The organism is Halomonas sp. DP3Y7-2, assembly GCF_019800795.1.
In the GTDB taxonomy this organism is placed as follows: domain Bacteria; phylum Pseudomonadota; class Gammaproteobacteria; order Pseudomonadales; family Halomonadaceae; genus Halomonas; species Halomonas litopenaei_A.
In genome coordinates, this window is the sequence record NZ_JAHVKJ010000010.1 from 1 (window position 1) to 24,666 (window position 24,666).

General features: G+C 62.4%; 15 protein-coding genes and 1 pseudogene. 12 read left to right on the plus strand and 4 right to left on the minus strand.

Going from position 1 to position 24,666, the window contains the following annotated elements:
* The 3 genes and pseudogenes from KUV45_RS20470 to KUV45_RS12415 all read left to right on the plus strand — a co-directional run.
* Positions 1-58, plus strand: a pseudogene (locus tag KUV45_RS20470) (hypothetical protein); the annotation flags it as partial.
* A 6-nt stretch (positions 59-64) separates the two neighbouring features.
* Entirely contained in the window at positions 65-7,489 is a 7,425-nt protein-coding gene (locus tag KUV45_RS12410) for a hypothetical protein (protein WP_374107038.1), read from the plus strand.
* A gap of 67 nt (positions 7,490-7,556) precedes the next feature.
* Positions 7,557-8,270, plus strand: coding sequence for an SH3 domain-containing protein (locus tag KUV45_RS12415; RefSeq protein ID WP_222161666.1), 714 nt, complete (start codon positions 7,557-7,559; stop codon positions 8,268-8,270).
* Between the two features lie 93 nt (positions 8,271-8,363).
* Here KUV45_RS12415 and tsaA read toward each other — a convergent pair whose 3' ends face one another.
* On the minus strand, positions 8,364-9,083 hold the full coding sequence (gene tsaA, locus KUV45_RS12420; protein ID WP_222161667.1) for a tRNA (N6-threonylcarbamoyladenosine(37)-N6)-methyltransferase TrmO: 720 nt from the start codon (positions 9,081-9,083) through the stop codon (positions 8,364-8,366).
* A gap of 234 nt (positions 9,084-9,317) precedes the next feature.
* Between tsaA and KUV45_RS12425 the strand changes: the two genes are divergently transcribed.
* Positions 9,318-9,839 carry a GNAT family N-acetyltransferase gene (locus KUV45_RS12425; protein WP_222161668.1) on the plus strand — a complete coding sequence of 174 codons (522 nt, stop codon included), beginning with the start codon at positions 9,318-9,320 and terminating at the stop codon, positions 9,837-9,839.
* 157 nt (positions 9,840-9,996) lie between these two features.
* Here KUV45_RS12425 and nadC read toward each other — a convergent pair whose 3' ends face one another.
* Positions 9,997-10,854: a carboxylating nicotinate-nucleotide diphosphorylase gene (gene nadC, locus KUV45_RS12430; RefSeq protein ID WP_206940016.1), complete on the minus strand. Its 858-nt coding sequence runs from the start codon at positions 10,852-10,854 to the stop codon at positions 9,997-9,999.
* 102 nt (positions 10,855-10,956) lie between these two features.
* Between nadC and ampD the strand changes: the two genes are divergently transcribed.
* The 6 genes from ampD to KUV45_RS12460 all read left to right on the plus strand — a co-directional run bounded on the left by ampD (position 10,957) and on the right by KUV45_RS12460 (position 19,284).
* The gene (gene ampD / locus KUV45_RS12435) at positions 10,957-11,526 is read left to right on the plus strand and encodes a 1,6-anhydro-N-acetylmuramyl-L-alanine amidase AmpD (protein WP_224851832.1); all 570 of its coding nucleotides are present in this window, start codon (positions 10,957-10,959) and stop codon (positions 11,524-11,526) included.
* A gap of 343 nt (positions 11,527-11,869) precedes the next feature.
* Positions 11,870-14,542, plus strand: coding sequence for a pyruvate dehydrogenase (acetyl-transferring), homodimeric type (aceE, locus tag KUV45_RS12440; protein ID WP_222161670.1), 2,673 nt, complete (start codon positions 11,870-11,872; stop codon positions 14,540-14,542).
* A gap of 74 nt (positions 14,543-14,616) precedes the next feature.
* Positions 14,617-16,656, plus strand: coding sequence for a pyruvate dehydrogenase complex dihydrolipoyllysine-residue acetyltransferase (gene aceF / locus KUV45_RS12445; RefSeq protein WP_222161671.1), 2,040 nt, complete (start codon positions 14,617-14,619; stop codon positions 16,654-16,656).
* Between the two features lie 313 nt (positions 16,657-16,969).
* Entirely contained in the window at positions 16,970-17,626 is a 657-nt protein-coding gene (gene adk, locus KUV45_RS12450) for an adenylate kinase (RefSeq protein ID WP_222161672.1), read from the plus strand.
* 195 nt (positions 17,627-17,821) lie between these two features.
* Entirely contained in the window at positions 17,822-18,541 is a 720-nt protein-coding gene (tsaB, locus tag KUV45_RS12455; protein ID WP_222161673.1) for a tRNA (adenosine(37)-N6)-threonylcarbamoyltransferase complex dimerization subunit type 1 TsaB, read from the plus strand.
* Positions 18,538-19,284, plus strand: a complete 747-nt coding sequence (locus tag KUV45_RS12460; RefSeq protein WP_374107033.1) for a class I SAM-dependent methyltransferase — start codon at positions 18,538-18,540, stop codon at positions 19,282-19,284. Before tsaB ends, KUV45_RS12460 begins: the two co-directional genes overlap by 4 nt.
* Here the strand turns inward: KUV45_RS12460 and plsB are convergent.
* Entirely contained in the window at positions 19,268-21,703 is a 2,436-nt protein-coding gene (plsB, locus tag KUV45_RS12465) for a glycerol-3-phosphate 1-O-acyltransferase PlsB (RefSeq protein ID WP_224851831.1), read from the minus strand. The genes KUV45_RS12460 and plsB overlap by 17 nt on opposite strands.
* A 236-nt stretch (positions 21,704-21,939) precedes the next feature.
* Here plsB and KUV45_RS12470 point away from each other — a divergent pair, with 236 nt between their 5' ends.
* Positions 21,940-23,064 (plus strand): phosphatidylserine/phosphatidylglycerophosphate/cardiolipin synthase family protein, encoded by a 1,125-nt coding sequence (locus tag KUV45_RS12470; protein ID WP_222161674.1) that lies wholly within the window; start codon positions 21,940-21,942, stop codon positions 23,062-23,064.
* A 110-nt stretch (positions 23,065-23,174) separates the two neighbouring features.
* Here KUV45_RS12470 and KUV45_RS12475 read toward each other — a convergent pair whose 3' ends face one another.
* Positions 23,175-23,876 (minus strand): YecA family protein, encoded by a 702-nt coding sequence (locus KUV45_RS12475; protein ID WP_206940002.1) that lies wholly within the window; start codon positions 23,874-23,876, stop codon positions 23,175-23,177.
* 96 nt (positions 23,877-23,972) lie between these two features.
* Between KUV45_RS12475 and KUV45_RS12480 the strand changes: the two genes are divergently transcribed.
* Complete coding sequence (locus tag KUV45_RS12480) at positions 23,973-24,557, plus strand: SprT-like domain-containing protein (RefSeq protein WP_206940000.1); 585 nt, start codon at positions 23,973-23,975, stop codon at positions 24,555-24,557.
* Positions 24,558-24,666: the final 109 nt, after the last annotated feature.

Consider the following 24,666-nt stretch of genomic DNA (forward strand, 5'->3'; position numbering starts at 1 on the left):
CGATGCGGTCAATGGCAGCCAGCTCTATGCCACCAATCAGGAGGTGGATGGGCTGGACGGTCGTATGGATACGGCGGAAGGCAATATCACGACCAACGCCGGTAATATCTCGACGAACGCGGGCAACATTACGACCAACACTACTGCTATCACCGATTTGCAGGGTGATGCCAAGTACTACCAGGCCAACTCCTCCGGGACGGCGGCGTCGGCCACCGGCACCGATAGCTTGGCTATGGGCCCAGAGGCCAAGGCCAGCGCCACCAACAGCGTGGCTATCGGCAACGGGGCCAACGCCTCGGTGGCAGACAGCGTGGCCTTGGGTAACGGTGCCATCACGGCTGCCATCGTGGATACCGCCAAGGGCACCGTGGCGGGCACCGAGCACACCTTTGCCGGTGGCGATGCCAAGGGCACTGTCAGCGTGGGGGCAGTGGGTAGCGAGCGCACCATCACCAACGTGGCGGCGGGACAACTATCCGCGACCAGTACCGATGCGGTGAACGGCAGCCAGCTGTATGCCACCAATCAGGAGGTGGATGGGCTGGACGGCCGTATGGATACGGCGGAAGGCAATATCACGACCAACGCCGGTAATATCTCGACGAACGCTGGCAACATTACGACCAACACCACTGCCATCACCGACTTGCAGGGTGATGCCAAGTATTACCAGGCCAACTCTACCGGCACGGCGGCGTCTGCCACCGGCACCGACAGTCTGGCCATGGGGCCAGCTGCTGTGGCGGACAAGGCCAACAGTGTGGCTGTTGGCAATGGCGCCAAGGCCACGGTGGCCGACAGCGTTGCCCTGGGTAGTGGTGCTACCACGGCTGCCATTGTGGATACCGCAAAAGGCACCGTGGCCGGTACCGAGCACACCTTCGCCGGTGGCGATGCCAAGGGCACCGTCAGCGTGGGCGCCGTCGGTAGCGAGCGCACCATCACCAATGTGGCGGCGGGACGCCTGTCTGCTACCAGTACCGACGCGGTCAATGGCAGCCAGCTCTACGCCACCAATCAGGAAGTGGATGGGCTGGATGGCCGTATGGACACGGCGGAAGGCAATATCACCTCCAATAAGGCATTGGCCGATGCCAATAAGGTTTCCATTGAGGAGAACACCACCGCCATTGGTGGAAATACCACGGCTATTACCGACTTGCAGGGTGATGCCAAGTACTACCAGGCCAACTCCACCGGCACGGCGGCGTCGGCCACTGGCACCGATAGCTTGGCTATGGGCCCAGAGGCCAAGGCCAGCGCCACCAACAGCGTGGCTATCGGCAACGGGGCCAACGCCTCGGTGGCTGACAGCGTGGCCCTGGGTAACGGGGCTACCACGGCCGCCATCGTCGATACCGCCAAGGGTACCGTGGCCGGTACCGAGCACACCTTCGCCGGTGGCGATGCCAAGGGCACCGTCAGCGTGGGCACCGTCGGTAGTGAGCGGACCATTACCAACGTTGCGGCGGGGCGTCTTTCAGCGACCAGTACCGATGCGGTGAACGGCAGCCAGCTATATGCCACCAATCAGGAGGTGGATGGGCTGGATGGCCGTATGGACACGGCGGAAGGCAATATCACGACCAACGCCGGTAATATTTCGACGAACGCGGGTAACATTACGCAGAACACCACCGCCATCACCGACTTGCAGGGTGATGCCAAGTACTACCAGGCCAACTCCACCGGCACGGCGGCGTCGGCCACCGGCGCCGATAGCCTGGCCATGGGACCAGCTGCGGTGGCGGACAAGGCCAATAGTGTGGCTATTGGCAATGGCGCCAAGGCCACGGTGGCCGACAGCGTGGCCCTGGGTAACGGAGCGACCACGGCCGCCATCGTGGATACCGCCAAGGGCACGGTAGCGGGCACCGAGCACACCTTTGCCGGTGGCGATGCCAGGGGCACCGTCAGCGTGGGGGCAGCGGGTAGCGAGCGCACCATCACCAACGTTGCGGCGGGCCAGCTATCCGCGACCAGTACCGATGCGGTCAATGGCAGCCAGCTCTACGCCACCAATCAGGAGGTGGATGGGCTGGACGGCCGTATGGACACAGCGGAAGGCAATATCACCGCCAACAAGACGTTGGCCGATGCCAATAAGACGTCCATTGAGGGTAATACCACCGCCATTGGGGGAAATACCTCCGCCATCACCGACCTGCAGGGTGATGCTAAGTACTACCAGGCCAACTCCACCCTGAATGGCGCCGATGCCAGCGGTACCGATAGCCTGGCCATGGGCCCGGTGGCCAAGGCCAGCGCCACTAACAGTGTGGCCATCGGTAATGGGGCCAATGCCTCGGTGGCAGACAGCGTGGCCCTAGGTAATGGTGCTACCACGGCCGCTATCGTAGATACCGCAAAAGGCACCGTAGCCGGTACCGAGCACACCTTCGCCGGTGGCGATGCCAAGGGCACCGTCAGCGTGGGGGCAGCGGGTAGCGAGCGCACCATCACCAACGTTGCGGCGGGCCAGCTATCCGCGAGCAGTACCGATACGGTCAATGGCAGCCAGCTCTACGCCACCAATCAGGAGGTGGATGGGCTGGATGGCCGTATGGACACGGCGGAAGGCAATATCACCGCCAATAAGACGTTGGCCGATGCCAATAAGGCGTCCATTGAGGGTAATACCACCGCCATTGGGGGAAATACCTCCGCCATCACCGACCTGCAGGGTGATGCTAAGTACTACCAGGCCAACTCCACCCTGAATGGCGCCGATGCCAGCGGTACCGACAGCCTGGCCATGGGCCCAGTGGCCAAAGCCAGTGCCAGCAACAGTGTGGCCATCGGTAATGGGGCCAACGCCAGCATTGCCAATAGCGTGGCGCTGGGTAATGGGGCCACCACGGAAACCGCGGTGGGCACGGCGGATGTGACGCTGGCGGGGACGACGTACGACCTTGCTGGCAAGGCCCCGACGGGCACTGTCAGCGTGGGCACCAGTGGTGCCGAGCGTACGATCACCCACGTCGCGGCAGGACGCCTGACCGCGGACAGCACCGATGCGGTGAACGGCAGCCAGCTGTACGCCACCAACCAGGCGGTGGGGGGGCTGGATACCCGCCTGAGCACGGTGGAAACCGATATCGGCACCAATGCGGATGCGATCCAAGATAACGCGGATGCCATCACTCTCAACACCGGCAATATCTCCACCAATACGGATGCCATCGCCAAGCTGGGCGACGGCGCGGTGCAGTACGATCGCGATACTGATGGGAAGGTCACGCCTGGCACCATCACCCTGATCGGTACCACAAATGGCGATGGCGACAATATCGGCACCAAGATCACCAACCTGGCCAACGGTGACGTGGCCGAAGGCAGTCGCGATGCGGTCAGCGGTGATCAGCTGTGGACGGTACAGAACCAGCTCGAGGGTGTGGCCGGTGACAGCAAGTATTACCAGGCCAACTCCACCCTGAATGGCGCCGATGCCAGCGGTACCGACAGCCTGGCCATGGGCCCGGTGGCCAAGGCCAGCGCCACTAACAGTGTGGCCATCGGTAATGGGGCCAACGCCAGCATTGCCAACAGCGTAGCGCTGGGCAACGGGGCTACCACGGAAACCGCGGTGGGCACGGCGGAGGTGACGCTGGCGGGGACGACATACGACCTTGCTGGCAAGGCCCCGACAGGCACCGTCAGCGTGGGCACTAGCGGTGCCGAGCGCACTCTCACCCATGTGGCGGCGGGACGCCTGTCTGCCACCAGCACCGATGCGGTGAATGGCAGCCAGCTCTATGCCACCAACCAGGCGGTGGGGGGACTGGATACCCGCCTGAGCACGGCGGAGACCGATATCGGCACCAATGCGGATGCGATCCAAGATAATGCGGATGCCATCACCCTCAACACCGGCAATATCTCTACCAATACGGATGCCATCGCTGAACTGGGCGACGGCGCGGTGCAGTATGACCGGGATACCGACGGTAATGTGACGCCTGGCACCATCACCCTGGCGGGCGGTAAGGACAGTGACGACAACAACATCGGCACCAAGATCACCAACCTGGCCAACGGCACTGTGGCCGATGGTAGCCGCGATGCGGTGAGCGGTGGTCAGCTGTGGACGGTACAGAACCAGCTCGAGGGTGTGGCCGGTGACAGCAAGTATTACCAGGCCAACTCCACCCTGAATGGCGCCGATGCCAGCGGTACCGACAGCCTGGCCATGGGCCCAGTGGCCAAGGCCAGTGCCAGCAACAGTGTGGCCATCGGTAATGGGGCCAACGCCAGCATTGCCAATAGCGTGGCGCTGGGTAATGGGGCCACCACGGAAACCGCCGTGGGCACGGCGGAGGTGACGCTGGCGGGGACGACGTACGACCTTGCTGGCAAGGCCCCGACGGGCACGGTCAGCGTGGGCACCAGCGGTGCCGAGCGTACGATCACCCACGTCGCGGCAGGACGCCTGACCGCGGACAGCACCGATGCGGTGAACGGCAGCCAGCTGTACGCCACCAACCAGGCGGTGGGGGGGCTGGATACCCGCCTGAGCACGGTGGAAACCGATATCGGCACCAATGCGGATGCGATCCAAGATAACGCGGATGCCATCACTCTCAACACCGGCAATATCTCCACCAATACGGATGCCATCGCCAAGCTGGGCGACGGCGCGGTGCAGTACGATCGCGATACTGATGGGAAGGTCACGCCTGGCACCATCACCCTGATCGGTACCACAAATGGCGATGGCGACAATATCGGCACCAAGATCACCAACCTGGCCAACGGCACGGTGGCCGATGGTAGCCGCGATGCGGTGAGTGGTGATCAGCTGTGGGAGGTGCAAAATCAGCTCGAGGGTGTGGCCGGTGACAGCAAGTATTACCAGGCCAACTCCACCCTGAATGGCGCCGATGCCAGCGGTACCGATAGTCTGGCCATGGGCCCAGTGGCGAAGGCCAGCGCCACCAATAGCGTGGCCATCGGTAATGGGGCCAACGCCAGCATTGCCAACAGCGTAGCGCTGGGCAACGGGGCTACCACGGAAACCGCGGTGGGCACGGCGGAGGTGACGCTGGCGGGGACGACGTACGACCTTGCTGGCAAGGCCCCGACAGGCACCGTCAGCGTGGGCACCAGCGGCGCCGAGCGCACCATTACCCACGTGGCGGCGGGACGCCTGTCTGCCATCAGCACCGATGCGGTGAACGGCAGCCAGCTGTACGCCACCAACCAGGCGGTGGGGGGATTGGATACCCGCCTGAGCACGGCGGAAACCGATATCGGTACCAATACGGATGCGATCCAAGATAACGCGGATGCCATCACCCTCAACACCGGCAATATCTCTACCAATACGGGGGATATCACCAGCAACACCAATGCCATCAGCGATAACCACGATGACATTCAGGACAATATCGATGCCATCGGAGGCATAGAGGCTAACGCGCGCTACTACAAGGCCAACTCCACTGGTGACGCGTCTGTCGCCACAGGTGTGGATAGCCTGGCAATGGGGCCCTCTGCCAGCGCCATGGGTGACAACAGCCTCGCCATTGGTAAGGGAGCCTCTGTTAGCGTCGCGTCCAGCGTCGCACTGGGCAGCGGGGCAAAGGCTGATCGCGCCACTGCGCCTGTTTCTGGGCAGTTTGCAGCAGGCTCCGGTGAGGTCGCCTACAACACCGATGACGGTACCTTGTTGGGTGAAGTCTCCGTTGGCCAGACTGGCGAGTACCGACAGGTCACTCATGTTGCCGATGGTGTCGAGGACCATGACGCGGTGACCTTGCGTCAGCTCAAGGGGGCCATCGGCTCGCTATCAGATACCAATGCGCTGTTCTTCCATGCCAACGGCATCGTCGACGAGGACTCCGTTGCGTCAGGTGACAATGCCATGGCGGCGGGCCCCGGTGCTGTGGTCAATGCCGACGACGCCATCGGTGTCGGTTACCAAGCCAAGGTGGAAGCATCCGCGGCCGGGGCAATTGCCATCGGCGACCAGGCTCATAGCTCCCTGGCCGATGCGGTGACAATCGGCTCGTCGGCACAGGGTGGCGGGGAACAGTCCGTGGCTCTCGGTGCCGGGGCCAAGGCCACTCAGGCGGGTGCTGTTGCCCTGGGCGCGCAGTCCGTGACCGAGGATGCCGTGGCAACGAATGCGATTACCCTGCTTGGTCAGTCTCGAACAGTGGCAGGCGGTTCCCCCCTGGCGACGGTCAGTGTTGGCACAGTGGGCAAGGAGCGCACGCTGACCCACTTGGCGGCGGGACGTGTGGCGGCGGATTCCACCGATGCCATCAATGGAAGTCAGCTCTTTGCGACCCATCAGGCGATGAACGAGCTGGTGGCCTACGACCGCATGGGCGATGGCAGCGTCAACTGGGGACGAGTGACCTTCGGCGCCAAGACAAGAGCGGCGGCCGGCACGGTGCTGGATGGCGTGGCTGACGGCAAGATTGCCAGTGATAGCAAGGAAGCGGTCAACGGCAGCCAGCTCAAGGACACGAATGACCGCGTGGCCCGGGTGGAAGGCGATGTGGATGGCATCGAGGACGTCATCGATGACATGAATGGCGATGTCGCAGCGCTGGCGAATAGCGCGGTGCAATATGATGCAGACGGTGACAAGGGTCAGATCACGCTAGGGGGCACTGGCGGTACGCTTATCACCAACGTAGCGGATGGCAGCATCAGCCAAGGCAGTAGCGAGGCCGTCAATGGCGGTCAGATCTGGGACCTGATGGAAGACGTTGGCGATCTGCAAGTGTCGGCGCAGGACAGCCAGTACTTCCAGGCCAACTCCAGCGCTCCTGCCGCCCAGGCCAAGGGCGATGACAGCATCGCCATTGGCGGCAAGGCTGTCGCTGAGTCCAAGGGTGGCGTGGCTCTGGGTAGCGGGGCAATTGCCGATCGCGAAGGCATGAATGGCAAGCAGGAGGCTTTTTCTGACGTTGCGGTGGCATCGTCCCAGGGCGCGCTGTCGGTCGGGAGCGAAGGCAGTGAGCGCCAGATCACCCACGTGGCCGGTGGTACCGAAGACACCGATGCCGTCAATGTGCGTCAGCTCAAGTCCGTGCAGGAGGGCGCTGTCAACTATGACCGCAAGGATGACGGCAGCGTCGACTATGGATCTGTCAGCCTCGGGAAGGAGGGGGAGCCTGTTCAGATCCACAATGTAGCGTCAGGGACGTCGACCTACGATGCGGTCAACCTTGGCCAGCTGAATGCACTGGATAGCAAGTTCAGCCACGCCTATGACCATCTCAGCGACAAGATCAATGAAGTCGAGCGTGATGCCAGTGGTGGCATCGCCGCCCTGGCCGCTATGGCGGATGCCCCTTATGTCGCGGGGAAGTTCACCTACCACATCGGTACTGGCTACCACAACGGCGAATCGGCCCTGGGTGTGAGCCTCCGGCGCACGGCAGATGACGGTCGCTGGAGTGTGGGGCTAGGGATCGGCGCATCCCATGGGGGGCCGACGGTGGGGCTAGGTGTCTCCGGGGTGATCGACTGAGAATGCATTCCCGCGTTGCATGGTGTGGGGTGTCGCATGGACATATGTTGGAAGAGGGTGTGAAGCAATGAAGCGATGGATAAGCGTAGTAGCGGGCTTGCTGCTGACGCCAGCAATGGCCCTGGCAAGCGTGCAAAGCGGCATCGATGCCTATGTCAGTGGCAACTACCCCGCCGCGTATGAACAGTGGCTGCCTCTGGCGCAACAGGGTGACAAGGACGCACTGCATAACCTCGGCATCCTGTTTCTCGAGGGGCGAGGCGTCGAGCAGAACATCGGACAAGCCGTGTCGCTGCTGGAGCGAGCGGCAGAGCTCGGTAGCGTCTCGTCAGCGCTTGAACTCGCCGGGCTCTATGAAGCGGGACGACTGGTCCCCCAGGATGCCGCCAAGGCGGCCGAGTGGTATCGCCAAGCCGCTGAGGCGGGCTCGCCGCTGGCCCAGAACAACCTTGGGCTGTTGTACCTCAAGGGAGCGGGAGTAGAGCGTGATATTGGCCAGGCCTTGAGTCGTTTCTCACTGGCGTCTTCAGCCGGGGTCGCCGTGGCCGCGGAAAACCTCGACGCCGTCCTGGCGGGGCTCGCGGTCAAGCAGATCAAGGTACGCGGAGCCAATGTGCGTGAAGGGGGCTCGACCGCCTTCCCCGTGATTGAGTGGGCCGGCCAAGGTGAGCAGGTCCACGTGATCGGGGAGGTCGATGGCTGGAGCCACGTCTACGTCGATGATGATCGTGCGGTAGGCTGGGTGGCCAGCCGCCTGTTGCAGGCGGCGGATCCCAGCTGAGGGAGGCGCTAGCCGATGTCGTAGGATTTATTGGGTAGCGCAGCTCTTTAGGCAAGGCCGCAGTCACCTGAAAGCTCTACGTTACTTATCGTCTCATCTGTTCCGCTCCAGGGCGTCCACGCAGAAGCGCAGGGCGCCTTTTTCATGCTCATGCTCGACATGGAAGCGCACGTTGACGTCGCGCAGGCTGACGCCGTACTGGCGTTGGTCGTCATCACCTCGATAGGCCGGTCGAGGATCTTGGCTCAGGACCTGAACAATCAAGCGCCTAAGCGATGCCCCGTGTGGGTGATCATCCAGTGCAGCCTGCGCTTCGGAAGAAAAGGACACGGCATGCTGGATGGGGGCGGTGGGGGCGAACCCCGCCCTGGCATCGGGCCGGCTTTCGGTCCAGGGCAGATACGGCTTGATATCGACCACCGGGGTGCCATCCACCAGGTCAGCGCCGGCTAACAGCAAACTGACGCCCGCGGTGGTGTCGATGTCGAGGAGCTCGACCAAAGATAGCCCGAGACGGTTGGGACGATGCGTGCTGCGGCTGGCGAATACGCCCATTCGGGCATTTCCGCCCAGGCGAGGCGGCCGAACCATCGGTTTCCAGCGTTGCGGACTAAGGTGAAAGATGAAGGTCAGCCACAGGTGGCTGAACTCATCGAGGCCTCTGACCGCCAAGGGGTCGGCAAACTCGCCCTCGAGTGTGAGCCAGGCTCTGGCGTCCTTGACCAGGCCTGGCTGCCTGGGGACACCAAACTTGTCGGGAAAGTCGCTGTGAATGGTGCCGATGGGGGTAAGCGTGAAGCTGGAGTCGGACATGCTCAGGCAGTGGCTCCGGCAAGGGGAACATGGTCGAGTGGCGTCGCAGGGAGGGCCGACGTACCGGTGATCAGCGGATGCAGGCATCGTGTCATGGCAAAGCAGTGGGGCATTATCTTCTCTCGGCTGGTATCAAGATGGAGCTGGCTATTGGACAGAGCTCGGCTTGTGGGTAGGCTTGGCGAACCTCGCCAGGAGAGGTTGATGGCTGCCAGTCCCCCAGGAGTGTCTTTCATGTCTGCCCCTCATCCAGCATCGCCCGCACAGGAAGTCCGGCTTCCGCGTATCCGCTATCGCGAAGCCCTGGCGGATGACGCCTCGGACCAGGCGGAAGTGTTCTATCACGCGGTCATGACCGGTGCCAGCCGTCATTACAGCATCGAGCAACGTCATGCCTGGGCCTCTGCATTGCCCCGCGAGGGCGCTGCCTGGCGGGCTCGTCAGGCACTGTTTACGACCCTGGTGGCGGACTGTGACGGCCGCTGTGTCGGCTTTGTCGAGTACGACATCGCCCGTGCCAGAATCGAGACGCTTTACGTCTGGCCATCCCTGGCTGGACAGGGGATCGGCGGGCGTCTGCTCGAGCTGGCGGAGGAACGACTCAAGCAGGCGGGGGCCAGACGAATGATCATCGAGGCCAGCCTGCTGTTGGCCGAACCCTTGCTCAGGGCTGGCTGGGTATCCCATGGCGAAGAGTGGGTCGAGCGTAACGGGGAACGGCTGCCTCGCCTGTGTCTGAGCAAGGCTCTCAAATGACGCTGACATGGCTCTGACGTGGGCTCTGACGTGGGCTCTGACATTTCGCTGAGACGATGACCCGGCCGCACGCCTGCCAGCGTGCGGGGGTACGCTCTATAAGCCCTCTGTCAGCGATAGGCCCTCTATCCAGTAACGAGTCCGCCGTAAGCCTCTGTCAGCTAGCTGGGCCGTCTTCCACCATCCGCATGGACAGGTCAATCGCCTTGATGTCCTTGGTCAAGGCGCCGCTGGAAATGCAGTCGACGCCGGTGTCAGCGATCGCTTTCAGGGTGGTCTCATCGACATTGCCGGAGGCCTCCAGCGTGGCGCGACCGGCGACCTGGCGCACGGCTTCGCGCATATCGTCCAGCGAGAAGTTGTCCAGCATGATGACATCTGCACCGGCTGCCAGCGCCTGGTTGAGCTCATCAAAGGTCTCGACTTCGACCTCCACGGTGAGATCCTTGGCGATGCCGCGTGCTTCCTTCACTGCTCCGGCGATACCGCCGCAGGCCCAGATGTGATTTTCCTTGATCAGGAAGGCATCGTAGAGCCCAATCCGGTGATTGGTGCCGCCCCCGCAGGCCACCGCATATTTCTGCGCGACGCGCATGCCGGGTAGCGTCTTGCGGGTGTCCAGCAGCTTGACCCCGGTCCCTTCCAGCAGGTCCACATAGTGGCGCGTGCGAGTGGCCGTGGCAGATAGCGTCTGCAGCAGGTTCAGGGCGGCCCGCTCGCCGGTGAGCAGGCTCCTGGCAGGGCCTGTCAGCTCAAGAAATGGCACGTCGGGCGTCAGTCGATCACCGTCGGCTGCATGCCAGGTCAAGGTGACGCGCGGGTCAAGGCGGCGGAACAGCTCATCGACCCAAGCCACGCCGCACAGGATGGCCGGTTCGCGGCTGATGACTCGGGCGTGGCCCTGGTGTTTTTCGGGAATCAGCTGAGCCGTAATGTCCACCGGGCCGACATCCTCTGCCAGCAGGCGAGCGGCGCTGTTGCGGATCTCTTCGGCAAGGGCGTCCTGGAAATGCATGGATATCTCTGTATTGCGGCGCGTGGAGCCGACATTATAGGGGGGATAAGCCTCGGCGTCAGTGCCTGGGCGACAGACTCCGATACCGGCAAGGAGAGGCCAGTGACCTGTGTGAACGGATGGTTGAACGGTGCTCGCCAGGTGCCTTCACCGAACATCAATGAGCGGCCAGACCAGGAAGTGTCTGCGGTGGTGCTGCATTCGATCAGCCTGCCGCCGGGCGAGTTTGGCGGTGATCATATCGAAGCGCTGTTCTGTAACCGGCTGGTGCCAGAGGCCCATCCTTACTTTGCCAAGATAGCGGGGCTCAAGGTGTCCGCGCATCTGCTGATTCGTCGAGATGGCGAGTGCGTGCAGTTTGCCCCCTTCGAGGCTCGCGCCTGGCACGCTGGGCGCTCGCGCTGGTTCGATGGGCATCGCATGCGTGACGAGCTGAATGACTTTTCCATTGGCATCGAACTCGAAGGTGATCCATCGACGCCATATCGAGACGCACAATACCGACGTCTGGCACAGGTGCTGCACGATCTGTTTGACGCCTATCCACTCATCACCCCCGAAAGGCTGACCAGTCATGCTCGAATCGCCCCACTACGCAAGGACGACCCGGGTCCGTCTTTTGACTGGGCTTACCTGCGCCGCTGTTTGCAGTGCCGCGAGTCGATGCCCTAGGCCAGCGTTCTTGCATAGTTTGGTCGCGAGCCGGGTGTCAAACGGTAGTTTGTTTACAAGTGGCTGACTTTCGTCACATAACTGGCAGAGGAGCGTGGCTAAGCCATTGTGTTGCAGTGCAATATAGCTGAATTGAAAAACATTTCCATAGCTGGTTCAATTGGCAGTGCAGGGCGATTGAGGTATCTTCTTGCCCAATCGTGCCCGGTTGGCACGGATAATCTCGTAATATTACTACATGCCTGACGCTGCGAGGCGGCCGGGGATTACTCCTCAATCCCGCTCGCTCATTGGCCTCGATCGCGGGGCAGTGGACCCCCATCGTCATTCGGAGAGACGTTCTATGAGTCTTGGTTCAAGAGAAGATCTCGATCCGGTCGAAACCCAGGAATGGTTGGATTCCCTGGAGTCAGTCCTGGATCGCGAGGGCGAGGATCGTGCCCGGTACCTGATGACACGGCTCGCCGACCGTTATCGCCAGGACGGCATGCAGGTGCCCTTCTCGGTCACCACCCCGCATCGCAACACCATTCCGGTGCACTGTGAAGCGCCGATGCCGGGCGACCTGTTCATGGAGCGTCGTATCCGCTCGGTGATCCGCTATAACGCCATTGCCCAGGTCATTCGTAATAACCGTGCCAAGCCAGGGCTTGGTGGCCACATCGCCAGTTTCATGTCCTCCGCGACGCTGTATGACGTGGGCTTCAACCACTTCTTCCGCGCCCCGAACGGAGACTTCGAAGGCGACCTGATCTATATCCAGGGCCACGTGGCGCCGGGTATCTATGCCCGTGCCTACCTTGAAGGTCGTCTGACCGAAGAGCAGATGGACAGCTACCGCCAGGAAGTGGACGGCAATGGCCTGTCCTCTTACCCGCACCCCTGGCTGATGCCGGATTTCTGGCAGTTCCCCACGGTGTCCATGGGTCTGGGCCCGATCCAGGCGATCTACCAGGCCCACGTCATGAAGTACCTGCACTCCCGCGAACTGCATGATATGCAGGACCGCAAGATCTGGTGCTTCATGGGTGACGGCGAGTGTGACGAGCCGGAATCCCTCGGTGCCATTCACCTGGCCAGCCGCGAAAAACTCGACAACCTCATCTTTGTCATCAACTGCAACCTGCAGCGTCTCGACGGCCCGGTGCGCGGTAACTCCCGCATCATCGACGAGCTCGAAGGTGTCTTCCGCGGCGCCGGCTGGAACGTGCTGAAGGTCGTCTGGGGACGCCACTGGGATCCGCTGTTCGAGAAAGACAAGAAGGGCATGCTGCAGAAGCGCATGGACGAGGCGGTCGACGGCGACTACCAGAATTACAAGGCCAACGGCGGCGCGTACACCCGGGAGCACTTCTTCGGCAAGTACCCGGAAACCGCCGACTTGGTCAAGGACATGTCCGACGAGGACATCTGGAAGCTCAACCGTGGTGGTCATGACCCGTTCAAGGTCTACGCGGCGTATCACGAGGCGACCACCAATGCCAACGGCCGTCCCACCGTGATCCTGGCGCATACCGTCAAGGGCTACGGCATGGGTGGCGGCGATGGTGAGGCGGCCAACGAAGCCCACCAGGTCAAGACCATGGAGTACGAAGCGCTCAAGCGGTTCCGTGATCGCTTCGGCATTCCCATCTCCGACGAGCAGCTCAAGGATGTGCCGTACTACAAGCCCGAAGATGACTCTCCGGAAATGAAGTACATGCACTACCGCCGCGAGCAGCTGGGTGGCTACCTGCCGAGTCGTCGTGCGGACTTTGAAGCGCTGGAAATTCCTGGTCTTGACGACAAGACCTTCGCGTCCCAGACCGCAGGGTCCAAGGGCCGCGAGGTGTCCACCACCATGGCCTTCGTGCGTGTCCTGAATGGCCTGGTCAAGGACAAGAAGATCGGTAAGCGCGTGGTGCCGATCATCCCCGACGAGGCCCGTACCTTCGGCATGGAAGGGATGTTCCGTCAGCTCGGGATCTACACCTCCGAAGGGCAGAAGTACGAGCCCGTCGACAAGGGACAGATCATGTTCTACCGCGAGGATCAGAAAGGTCAGATCCTCGAGGAAGGCATCACCGAGGCCGGCGCCATGTCGGCGTGGATTGCCGCCGCCACGTCCTACTCGAACAACAACACCACGTTGTTGCCGTTCTACATCTACTACTCGATGTTCGGCTTCCAGCGTATCGGTGATCTGGCCTGGGCCGCGGGTGACATGCAGGCGCGAGGCTTCCTGTGTGGCGGCACCGCCGGCCGTACCACGCTTAATGGCGAAGGTCTCCAGCACCAGGACGGGCACAGCCTGCTGCAGGCAGCGATGATCCCGAACTGCCGGACCTACGATCCCACTTACGCCCACGAAGTGGCCGTCATCGTGCAGGATGGTTTGAAGCGCATGTTCGCCGACAAGGAGAACTGCTTCTACTACCTGACCCTGATGAACGAAAACTACGAGCACCCGGAGCTTGCCGAGATTCCTGCCGAGGACATCATCAAGGGCATGTATCTGCTGCGCGAGACCGAAGGCAAGAAGGGACACGTCCAGCTGCTGGGGTCGGGTACCATCCTGCGCGAAGTCGAGGCTGCCGCTGAAATGCTTGCCGAAGAATGGGGTGTCGGCTCGGATATCTGGAGCGTGACCAGCTTCAACGAGCTGCGTCGTGAAGCGCTCGGTCTCGATCGTCAGGCCTTCATCAACCCCGAGGCCAAGCCCGAGAAGCCCCATGTCACCAAGTGCCTGGAAGGGCGCAAGGGTCCGGCTATCGCGTCCACCGACTACATGAAGCTGTACGCCGACCAGGTTCGCGCCTGGATGCCGACCGACTATCATGTACTGGGCACCGACGGCTACGGTCGCTCCGACACTCGCGAAGCGCTGCGTGCCTTCTTCGAGGTGGATCGTTACTACGTCACCGTGGCGGCGCTCAAGGCGCTGGCGGATCGCGACGAGATCGATCGCAAGGTCGTGGCCGAGGCACTCAAGAAGTACGACATCGACCCGAACAAGCCCAACCCCCTGGACGTCTGAGGCGACAAGGGAATGTTCGGTGGCATGGCGGGCCGGGAGGCCCGCCTCCGTCAAGAGTTTGAAGGAGCGCGACCTTGAGTAGCGAAATCATCAAAGTGCCCGATATCGGTGGGGACACCGATGTAGAAATCATCGAGATCGCCGTATCCGAGGGCGACGTGATCGAAGCGGAAGATACGCTGATCACCCTGGAGTCGGACAAGGCCAGCATGGATGTGCCCGCGCCCAAGGGCGGCAAGGTCATCAAGGTGCTGGTCAAGGAAGGGGATACCGTCTCCGAAGGTGACGACATCGTCGAGATCGAAGCCGAAGGCGGTGGCGATGCCGACGCAGGCAACGACGCGGCTGACGATGCCAAGGACGACGCCCCCAAGGCGGAGGCCGACAGCCAGCAGGAGGCGTCAGCGGCCAGCGACAGCAAGCCTGCTCCCAAGCAGAGCGGCGGCAGTCGTACCGTGGAGATCAAGGTTCCAGATCTCGGTGGCTCCAGCGATGTGGAGATCATCGAAGTGGCGGTGTCCGAAGGCGATGATGTCGCCGAAGAAGATACCCTGATCACCCTGGAGTCCGACAAGGCTTCCATGGATGTGCCCAGCCCCCACGCCGGCAAGTTGGTCAGCCTGAGCGTGAAGGAAGGCGACACGGTCTCCGAAGGCGATGTGATCGGCACCATGGAAGTGGCGGGTGAAGGCGGCGACGAGGATGCTGGCGCGCCGGATGACGCTGCGCCCGCCAGCGCGCCTGAGGCCAGCGAGCCTGCATCCGAGGATGACGGTGACGATGATGACGCCGCCGCAGAAGGCGGCCGTCAGGAAGTGCGCGTGCCGGATCTCTCCGGTTCCAGTGACGTGCCGATCATCGAGATGGCCGTCAGTGAGGGTGATGAGGTCGATGTCGAAGACGCCCTGATCACGCTGGAGTCCGACAAGGCCTCCATGGACGTGCCAAGCCCCTTCAAGGGCAAGGTGGTCGAACTGTCGGTCAAGGAAGGCGACACCGTTTCCGAGGGTGACTTGATCGGCTATATCGAAGTGGCCGGTGCAGCGCCCAAGAAGAAGGCAGCGCCCAAGCAGGAAGCGGCTAAGCAGGCGGCGCCCAAGCAGGAGGCGTCCAAGCAGCAGGCGTCTGGCGGCGGTTCTGCGGATAGCGCCAAGGGCTCTGCCGTGGCGGACAAGCCTCGCGATGCCAAGAACGTGCACGCGGGTCCGGCGGTGCGCATGCTGGCACGTGAGCTGGGTGTCGATCTTGGCCTGGTCAAGCCCTCCGGTCCCAAGGACCGAGTGCTCAAGGAAGACGTCCAAAACTACGTCAAGCAGGCCATGGCCAATCAAGGCAAGAGCCAGGGGGCATCCGCTCCGGCAGCTGCCGCGGGTGGTTCCGGTATTCCGCCGATTCCCGATCAGGACTTTAGCCAGTTCGGTGAGATCGAAGAGAAGCCGATGGGCCGCTTGATGAAGATGGGCGCCAACAACCTGCATCGCAGCTGGGTCAACATTCCCCACGTGACGCAGTTTGACGAGGCCGACATCACCGAGCTCGAGGCTTTCCGCAAGTCGATGAAGGCGGAAGCCGAGGCTCAGGGTGCGAAACTGACGCCGCTGCCGTTCATGATCAAGGCGTGTGCATACGCCCTGGCCAAGTACCCGCAGTTCAACGTCAGCCTCAAGGCCGACGGCGAGACCGTGGTGCACAAGAAGTATGTGCATATCGGCATCGCCGTGGATACGCCTGACGGCCTGATGGTGCCGGTGATTCGTGATGCCGACAAGAAGTCGCTGATCGACCTGGCCAAGGAGTCGGTGGAGCTGGCCAAGAAAGCCCAGTCCAAGAAACTCAAGCGCGAAGAGATGACCGGTGGCTGTTTCACCATCTCGAGCCTTGGGTCGATTGGCGGCACCGCCTTCACCCCCATTGTGAACCCGCCTGAAGTGGCGATTCTCGGGGTGTCCAAGGCGTCCATGAAGCCGGTATGGGATGGTGCGGCCTTCCAGCCACGCCTGATGATGCCGCTGTCGCTGTCCTATGATCACCGTGCGGTGAACGGGGCCGACGCGGCGCGCTTTACCGCGCTGCTGGGACAGCTGCTGACCGACGTCCGGCGTCTGCTGCTGTAAGCCTGCTCCACCTGGGAGCAACGAACGGCGCCGCAAGGCGCCGTTCGTCGTTGGCGGCCCGCTCATCAAGTGGCCCTTCACCTGGTCAGAGGTTTTGGTGCCATGCTGTGCTACGTCACGCGAATCATGAACCTTTGATGACGCCTGACGAAAGTGCAATCCAGTATTTAGTTATTTGATATTACAGTTGTTTATCCTCTTTTTCCGGTGCTGTGGCGGTTGTCTCAGGTTGTGTCGCCAGAGCTGCGCGGGTATTGTTCGCTAACCTTATTCTTCACCCCGAATTTTTCGCTTTTTCGAAGGAGTTCTACTGATGCGTTTGATCCTCTTGGGTGCACCGGGAGCCGGCAAGGGCACCCAGGCTCAATTCATCTGCGAGCGTTATGACATTCCGCAGATTTCCACTGGCGACATGCTGCGCGCAGCGGTCAAGGAAGGCAGTGAGCTGGGGCTCAAGGTGAAGGAAATCCTGAATACCGGCGGTCTGGTGTCCGATGACATCATCATCGCTCTGGTGAAGGAGCGCATCGCTCAGCCTGACTGTGCCAATGGCTTCCTGTTCGACGGCTTCCCCCGCACCATTCCCCAGGCCGACGCCATGAAGGACGGTGGTGTGAAGATTGACCACGTGCTGGAAATTGCCGTGGCCGATGAAGAGATCGTCAATCGCCTGGCCGGTCGTCGCGTCCACCCGGCATCCGGTCGCGTCTATCACGTCGTCTACAATCCGCCGAAGGAAGAAGGCAAGGATGACGTCACCGGCGAGGCGCTGATCCAGCGTGAAGACGACAGCGAGAGCACCGTGCGCAATCGCCTGTCCGTGTATCACGAACAGACCGAGCCGCTGGTGGGTTACTACCAGGAGTGGGCAGCCGAGGCGCCTGAGGCTGCACCTCGCTACCACCGTGTCGCAGGTGTCGGCAGCGTGGACGACATCACCCGTCAGGTGCTCGAGGCCCTGGAGGGCTAGTCAGGCTTCCCGCCCGTGCATCGCTGACCACGGCCCGCCATTGGCGGGCCGTGGTCGTTTATCGGGCATAGCCTGTCAAATCAGCCCGTCGAGTGAGCCCGCCAAATGTCCGACGAGCTCGGGTACCGGCTCCCCCCATTTTCCGGTCACTTGCTTTATAATGAGCCGGTTTTTCCCTTGCAGGATGAGTCCAACATGACCCTGATTGTGGCCCTCGACGCTTCTTCCAGCGCCTGTTCTGCGGCCTTGCTGCGCCGTATCGACGGCCAGCCGGATGAAGTGCTGGCACGTTTTGCGCACACCCCGCGAGAGCACACTCGGCGTTTGATGCCGATGGTGGATGAGGTATTGGCAGAGGCTGGTGTCTCGGCCAATGCGTTGGATGCCGTGGCTTACGGTCGTGGGCCAGGCTCGTTCACTGGACTGCGAATCGCCGCGGGAGTGGCTCAGGGGCTTGCCTATGGTCTGGGACGTCCGCTGATCGGCGTGTCGACGCTGCAAGCGCTGGCTCTGAGCGGTTATCGCAGCCACCGTTATCGTTACATGGTGACGGCTCTGGACGCTCGTATGGGTGAAGTCTATGCCGCTGCCTGGCGTATCGATGATGGCCTGCCTGTAGCGTTGGTGGACGAAGCGGTGTTGCCACCTGAGCGGCTGCTACTGCCTCGAGAGCATGAGGATCATGACTGGGTGGGGCTTGGGTCTGGCTGGGCCCTGTGGGATCAGATGCCGGCAGAGCTCCAGGCCAACCTGAACCTGACAGTGGTGGACATCGATCCGGCTGCCGAAGACATGGCGCGACTTGCCGTGGAGGTGTTCGACGCTGGCGGCGGTCAGCGGCCCCATGACGCTCAGCCTGTCTATCTTCGAGACCAGGTGGCCTGGAAGAAGACGGAAAGGAAGCGTGCTCAGTGAGCGTACGCTTGGCCCCAGGGCTCGCCTTGCCCTTCACGCTGGAGCATTGCCCCGAAGCCGGGCTTTTGCTTGAGCGAGATGAGCAGGGACGGCTAGTGCTGGCAGGAGATGAGGCACTCTACGGCAAGCCACTGTGGGTCGACTTCATCGGTGGTCGTGATGGTCATCGCCGACGCTTCGGCGGAGGACGCGGTCAGCTGGTGGCCAGGGCCTGTGGCCTGGCAAAGGGTATTACGCCCCAGGTGGTCGATGCCACCGCTGGGCTCGGGCGTGACGCCTTCGTACTGGCGAGCCTGGGTGCCGATGTGCTGCTGATCGAGCGGGTGGCCGCCATTGCCGCGCTGCTTGACGATGGCCTGCAACGGGCACGTGGCTGCGAGGAAACCCGTGACGCGGCGCAGCGCATGACCCTATGTCACGGCGACAGCAGCCGTGATCTCGCCGAGCTGGTGGCGGACCATCACAAGGCACCCGAAGTGATCCATCTCGATCCCATGTTTCCTCATCGGGACAAGTCCGCGCTGGTCAAGAAGGAGATGCGGGTTTTCCGGGAGTTGGCCGGTGATGATGCTGACGCGCCGCGCTTGCTGGAGGCGGCGCTTGATGTGGCGACTCACCGGGTGGTGGTCAAGCGCCCGCGCAAGGCTCCGCCGATCGATGGGCCCGAGCCAAGGCACCGGCTGGAAGAGAAAACCAGCCGCTACGATATCTACGTGCATCGCTCGCTCAAGGCTCAGGGTTGAGCGCGGACTGGCGGTCGCGCACGTCACTGTTTTCGCGGTAGCGGGTGATCAGCGCCAGGCGTCTGCGCAGTGATGCATCGAGCAAGCGAGAGGCACGCTGGGCGGCTTGTCTGAGACACTCATCGAAGTGGACCTGCTGCTGGTCAAGCCAGATCCAGCCTTCCTGCCCCAGGGTGTCGATCAATGTCTCGAACAGTTTGGGATCAAAGAATTCCGGTGCCTCGCGGCCGCTGAGCAGGCCTAGCCGTTCTGCCAGGTCGCGGGAGCGCTCGGTCAATTCCTGCCGGGTCAGGGTGCCGCTGCCCGCGTGCAGCAGAACTTCGATCAGCAGCGCGTTGCGTTCCAGCGACGGCTGAATCATGCGTCCGACCAGCTGCAGCCGCTCCCGCGCCGCCAGGCTGTCCTTCGGGGTGAAGCTCGCGCCGTAGCGTTCCAGCAGGTCGAGATCACACAGGCTGGTCAGGATGGCATCGATACGCTCTCCAAGATCGGCATCATCGCTGATGCAGAATTCATGTGCCAAGGGTGGCCATAGAGGACGCAGCAGGTCGTGCAGCTCTGCTGGGCTGCGCTGAGTTCGGCTACGGAAGGCAAAGGCCACCAGGGCCGGCAGAGCAAACAGGTGCAGCACATTGTTGCGATACCAGGCCAGTTGCGCGGCCTGTGCGGGGGTGGCACTGACGATATCACCCAGGCGGTGATGGTGGCGTTCGACCAGCTCCAGCGCGACGGCTTTGGTCACACAGTCCTCTGGCGATTCGGCCGGTAAACTGGGCGTCTGGGCGCAGGCCGGACTGCGGGCAAGCCGGCTCAGCAGCGCCAACTGGTCACACAGCGTCGCGTGTTCCAATGCGCGATAAGGTGACGCCAGCAGGGCAAGGCCGGTCAGGTTGGCAGCATTCAGCGCGGCGACCTCATTGATACGCTGCGTCAGCAGGTGTCCAAGACCCGTGACCGTGGGTTTCAACCAGGGGTGATCATCGGCCCCGCTAGTGCGCCACTCCGGGGCGGACCGGTCAAGGAAGTCGGCGATGGGCAGCGGTTCCCCGATATTGACGGCGACCCGGCCGTAAGGCTCTCGCAGCCGGCCAATGACCCGCAACAGACCCAGCGGTGATTCCTTGCGCTTCTTGCCGCCGCTCAGTTCGCGCTGATAGCTCGAGTTCTCGAGAATGCGCTCATAGCCAATGTAGACAGGCACGAACACCATCGGGCGGTCGTCGCCGCGTTGACAGCGCATGAATGAGGTCAGGGTCATGGCCAGCATGCCGGGACGCGGAGACAACATGCGGCCACTTCGCGAACGCCCGCCTTCGATGAAGTACTCCATCGGGTAGCCACCGGCCAGCAAGCGATGCAGGTACTCGTTGAAGACGGCGCCATAGAGCCGGTTGTCGCGGAAGCTGCGGCGCAGGAAGAAGGCCCCGCCGCGCCTCAACAGGGGGCCGATGATCGGCATGTTGAGGTTCTTGCCCGCCGCGATGTGCGGCGGCATCAGCCCCTCTCGGTAAAGCACGTAGGACAGCAGCAGGTAGTCGATATGACTGCGGTGGCAGGGCACGTAGATCAGGGTGTGATCGCCTGCCAGGGACTTGACCTTGTCCAGGCCGGTCACATCGACGCCATCGTACAGGCGATTCCACAACCGCCGCAGGGCACCGGCAAGGAAGCGCAACACCGGATAGGTCATGTTTGCCGCAATCTCATGTCCGTAACGGCGCGCACGTCGCTTTAGCCGCGAGGGCGACATCCCCTGGTCGACCTGCTGTCCGATGGCGTGGCGTACCGCATCGCTGGCCACGACGCCCTGGATCATGGTGCTGCGGTGAGACAGATCCGGGCCCAGCACCCGTGTGCGCACGCGGCGAAAATGCACGCGAAGCAGGCGAGCGGCCTTGCGGTTGGTGAGCGATGGGTCTCCATTGTGCAGCTCCTCGAGGTGCAGAGGCGCGCCGAACTGCAGCTCCACATCGCGGCCGTTGATCAAGACCGACAAGGCCCGTCGAACTCGCCCGGTTAGTTGCCAGCTATCTGCTGCCAGCAGGTGCCAGAAGCCGAAATTCTTGCCCGGGGCGCGACCCCAGAACACGCTGACCGGTACTAGCTGGACCTGGATACCGTTGGCGACAAGCTGGGTAAATGGAGCAACGCTGGTCGCGCGGCCGCGCCACAGGCGCGAGCCACGAGCCGGAAGCGCTACGCAGCGTGGCAGTGAAAGCTCCGCCAACTTGCCGTGGGCGGGAGGCAGTCCATGCTCCCGACAGTAGGCATCCAGCAGCAGCACATCGCTGAGTGCTGGCCTTGGCAGCACATACAACGTCGGCAGGTCGGGATTGAGCTGCAGCGGAGCCGGCTCGGCCAGGCGGACCTCTGTCCATAGTTTGATCAGTCGTCGCAGCGGCGCGTGAAACATAGCCATCCCGTTGTCCATGCCGCGAGCAGTCCGGGCTCGGCGGTCATCCATGTGTGCCGTCAGTATAACGATCGGACACGCAAACTTGGGATTAATTGCGAAGAAGGCTGGCGTCAGGCCACCTTCTCTCGCGACTTTTCTGTGCCCTTTGATTAGGGTATTGAAGAGTCACGATGGTGGCGGGTGTGACGCTGCCGTGGCCAGGCAACGACCCGCATGCAATGGCATGGAGGCCAGGCGAGATGAGTACCCAATGGCGTGAGCACAACGCGGTGGAACTGCTGCCAGAGGCAGATCGATTTCTGCCGGCCTTGTTCGAGGCGGTGGCTCAGGCACAGGAATCTGTGCTGGTAGAGCTGTATCTGATGGAATCGGGCGAGCTGGCCAACCGAGTCATCGAGGCGTTGGCCGATGCGGCCGCCAGGGGGGTGGCGGTCTATCTGCTGCTGGATGGATTTGGCGCGATGGGGCTGTCACGCGCTGATCGACAGCGGCTGACGGCAGGCGGAGTCTGGTTGCGTGATTTCAACCCGCTGGGCTGGCATTCGCTGGCCCGCAACGTCAGCCGCGATCACCGCAAGCTGGTGGTGGTCGACCAGCGGCTTGCCTTCACCGGCGGATTTGGGGCGGTGGATGACTTCCTGTCGGCCTGGTTCGAGGTGGCAGTGCGGGTGCGGGGGCCGGTCGTCAACGACTGGGTCGCGCTGTTTGCCCAGGTGTGGAATTCACCGCTGGCCAGAGGCGCCGACCAGGCGCCGGCGCTACCTCGCGTACCCGCTGCAGCCGCCACCGCTGACGCGGCGGATGGCAAGATGCGGGCCAGGGTCATGTGGGGGCGTGGCTATCGCTTTCAGGCGATCCGTCATTCATTGCAGCAGCGTATCGATACCAGTCAGGGTCGGTTGTGGCTATGTACGCCCTACTTCGTGCCGACATTGGGTACGCGACTGAGACTGCAGCGAGCGGCACGCAAAGGGGTGGATGTGCGCCTGTTGCTGCCAGGGCAGGACCATGACCATCCCGGTATTCGATATGCCGGACAGCGCTTCTACTCGCGCCTGCTCCGCGCTGGAGTGCGCATCTACGAATTCCAGCCGAGCTTTATCCATGCCAAATTCGTCATGGTGGACGACTGGGTCAGTCTAGGGTCGTGCAACTTTGATCACTGGAGCCTGCAATGGAACCTGGAGGCCAACCAGGAAGTGGAAGATGCTGGCTTGGCGCAGGAGGTGGCGACGCTGTTCCAGCGCAATTTTGCCGTCAGCAAGGAAATCTCGCATGAGCATTGGAGCCGCCGCTCACTGTGGGCAAAGTTGAGAACCTGGCTGTATGGCACTCTCGATGGCTGGATGACGCGCTTGCGCTGATGGACGGTGGATACCGCCTCATCTAGCGCGGGCTCGACGACGCCAGGCCTCGCCGAACCCGATGACAGTGCCGGTCGCAGCGCCGGTGGCAGCGCTAGTGGCAGTAAGGCTCAGCGCTTGCCCTTGCCTTTGGCGCCGCCCTTGCCGCCTGCTCCCTTCTTGGCGGAAGGTGGCGCGCCCTTGCCCCGTGCGGGGGACTTGCCTCTTGGCTTGGGCTTGGGGGTATCCGGCGGCACCCGGAAGTGCAGATACAGATCCAGCACCAGTTCAGGCAATTGGTTGACCAGCTCCTCCAGACGTTTTGCATCGCCGGCCAGGTCCGCCATGTCGGGTTCATCGGCAAACAGCCCCGACAGTGCCATGAAGGGCAGCAGCAAGGTGGCGACGCTTTCTTCGTCGCCCTCGAACCAGGGGGCCTCGTCCAGGAAGACGCCCTCCATGAAGCCGGCACACCAGTCCCCGATGGGGGTCTCTTCCGCTGCCATGCCATCCAGCGTCAGCTCGAAGGGCAGCTCTGGCAGCCCCCCACTTTCCAGCACATTGATGGCGTTGGACTTGAGCTGCTCGAACAGCCCCAGGATGATCTCACGCTCCTGCTCTGACTCGAACTCCGGTGAGCCGTGGAACAGCTCGGCCACCCAAGTGGCAGCATCGATTTCCCGTGGCGCTACTGCCAGGGCGACCAGAAAGCCGTGCGCGCCAATCAGGTCTAGCGCATCAGCGCCGGCCCGTTCCTCGAGAAAGTCATCGAGCAGGTCCAGGGCATCATCTTCGAGCAGCGGTTGCGGGAGCGGCGTTTCGGCGTCGGACATGGAGCGCTCACTTGGTCGGGGGTGGAATGGGGGCGGTCTTTACCGCCCTGGTTCGAGGCGGCATTCTAGCATTCCTTGAGGGAGACTGATGATTCAATGAGTGAGACGCGACGCAGACCGCATGCTGCTTTGGCAGGCACCGCCCCGGTACTTCCCGCGGTGGACGGAGAGTGGCTGGAAGCGCTCGGGGCCAAGGCACTGCATGCGGCGGTGAATGCCAGAGTGAAAGCGGCGGTGGCCCTGTGTCGCGACGTTCACCCGCATCTGCCGGAACCCGCCGTGTGGTGTGATCTGCGGGGGAAGGGCGCTGGTCAGGCGCATTTCGGCCGAGGAGGGCTGCGTTTCAATCCCAGGCTGCTGGAGGAGAACCGCCAGGCCTTCTTTGATGAGGTGATTCCCCATGAGGTAGCCCACTGGTTGGTCTGGCACCTTGAGGATGGTCCTTCCTTTCGTCCGCACGGGCGGGAGTGGCAGACCGTCATGGTGCGCCTGTTTGGCCTGTCACCCAGGGTGACTCATCGCTTTGACACCAGCCGGTCCAGTCCTGCACCGTTTCGCTATCGTTGCCACTGTCGTGACCACCATTTTTCTGCTCGCCGCCACGCCAACGCGAAGGCCGGTCAAGAGTATCGCTGTCGTCACTGTCGTGGGCGGCTTTGCTACATCGATCGGGCCGACTGAAAACATGGCATAACTCTTTGTTTGTAATAACAAAAATAGTCATACCAATGTCTAAGGGGAAAGCCTGGGCTGGCAACGTTATGCTGGCTAGCAGGTTATTCGCGCCGGA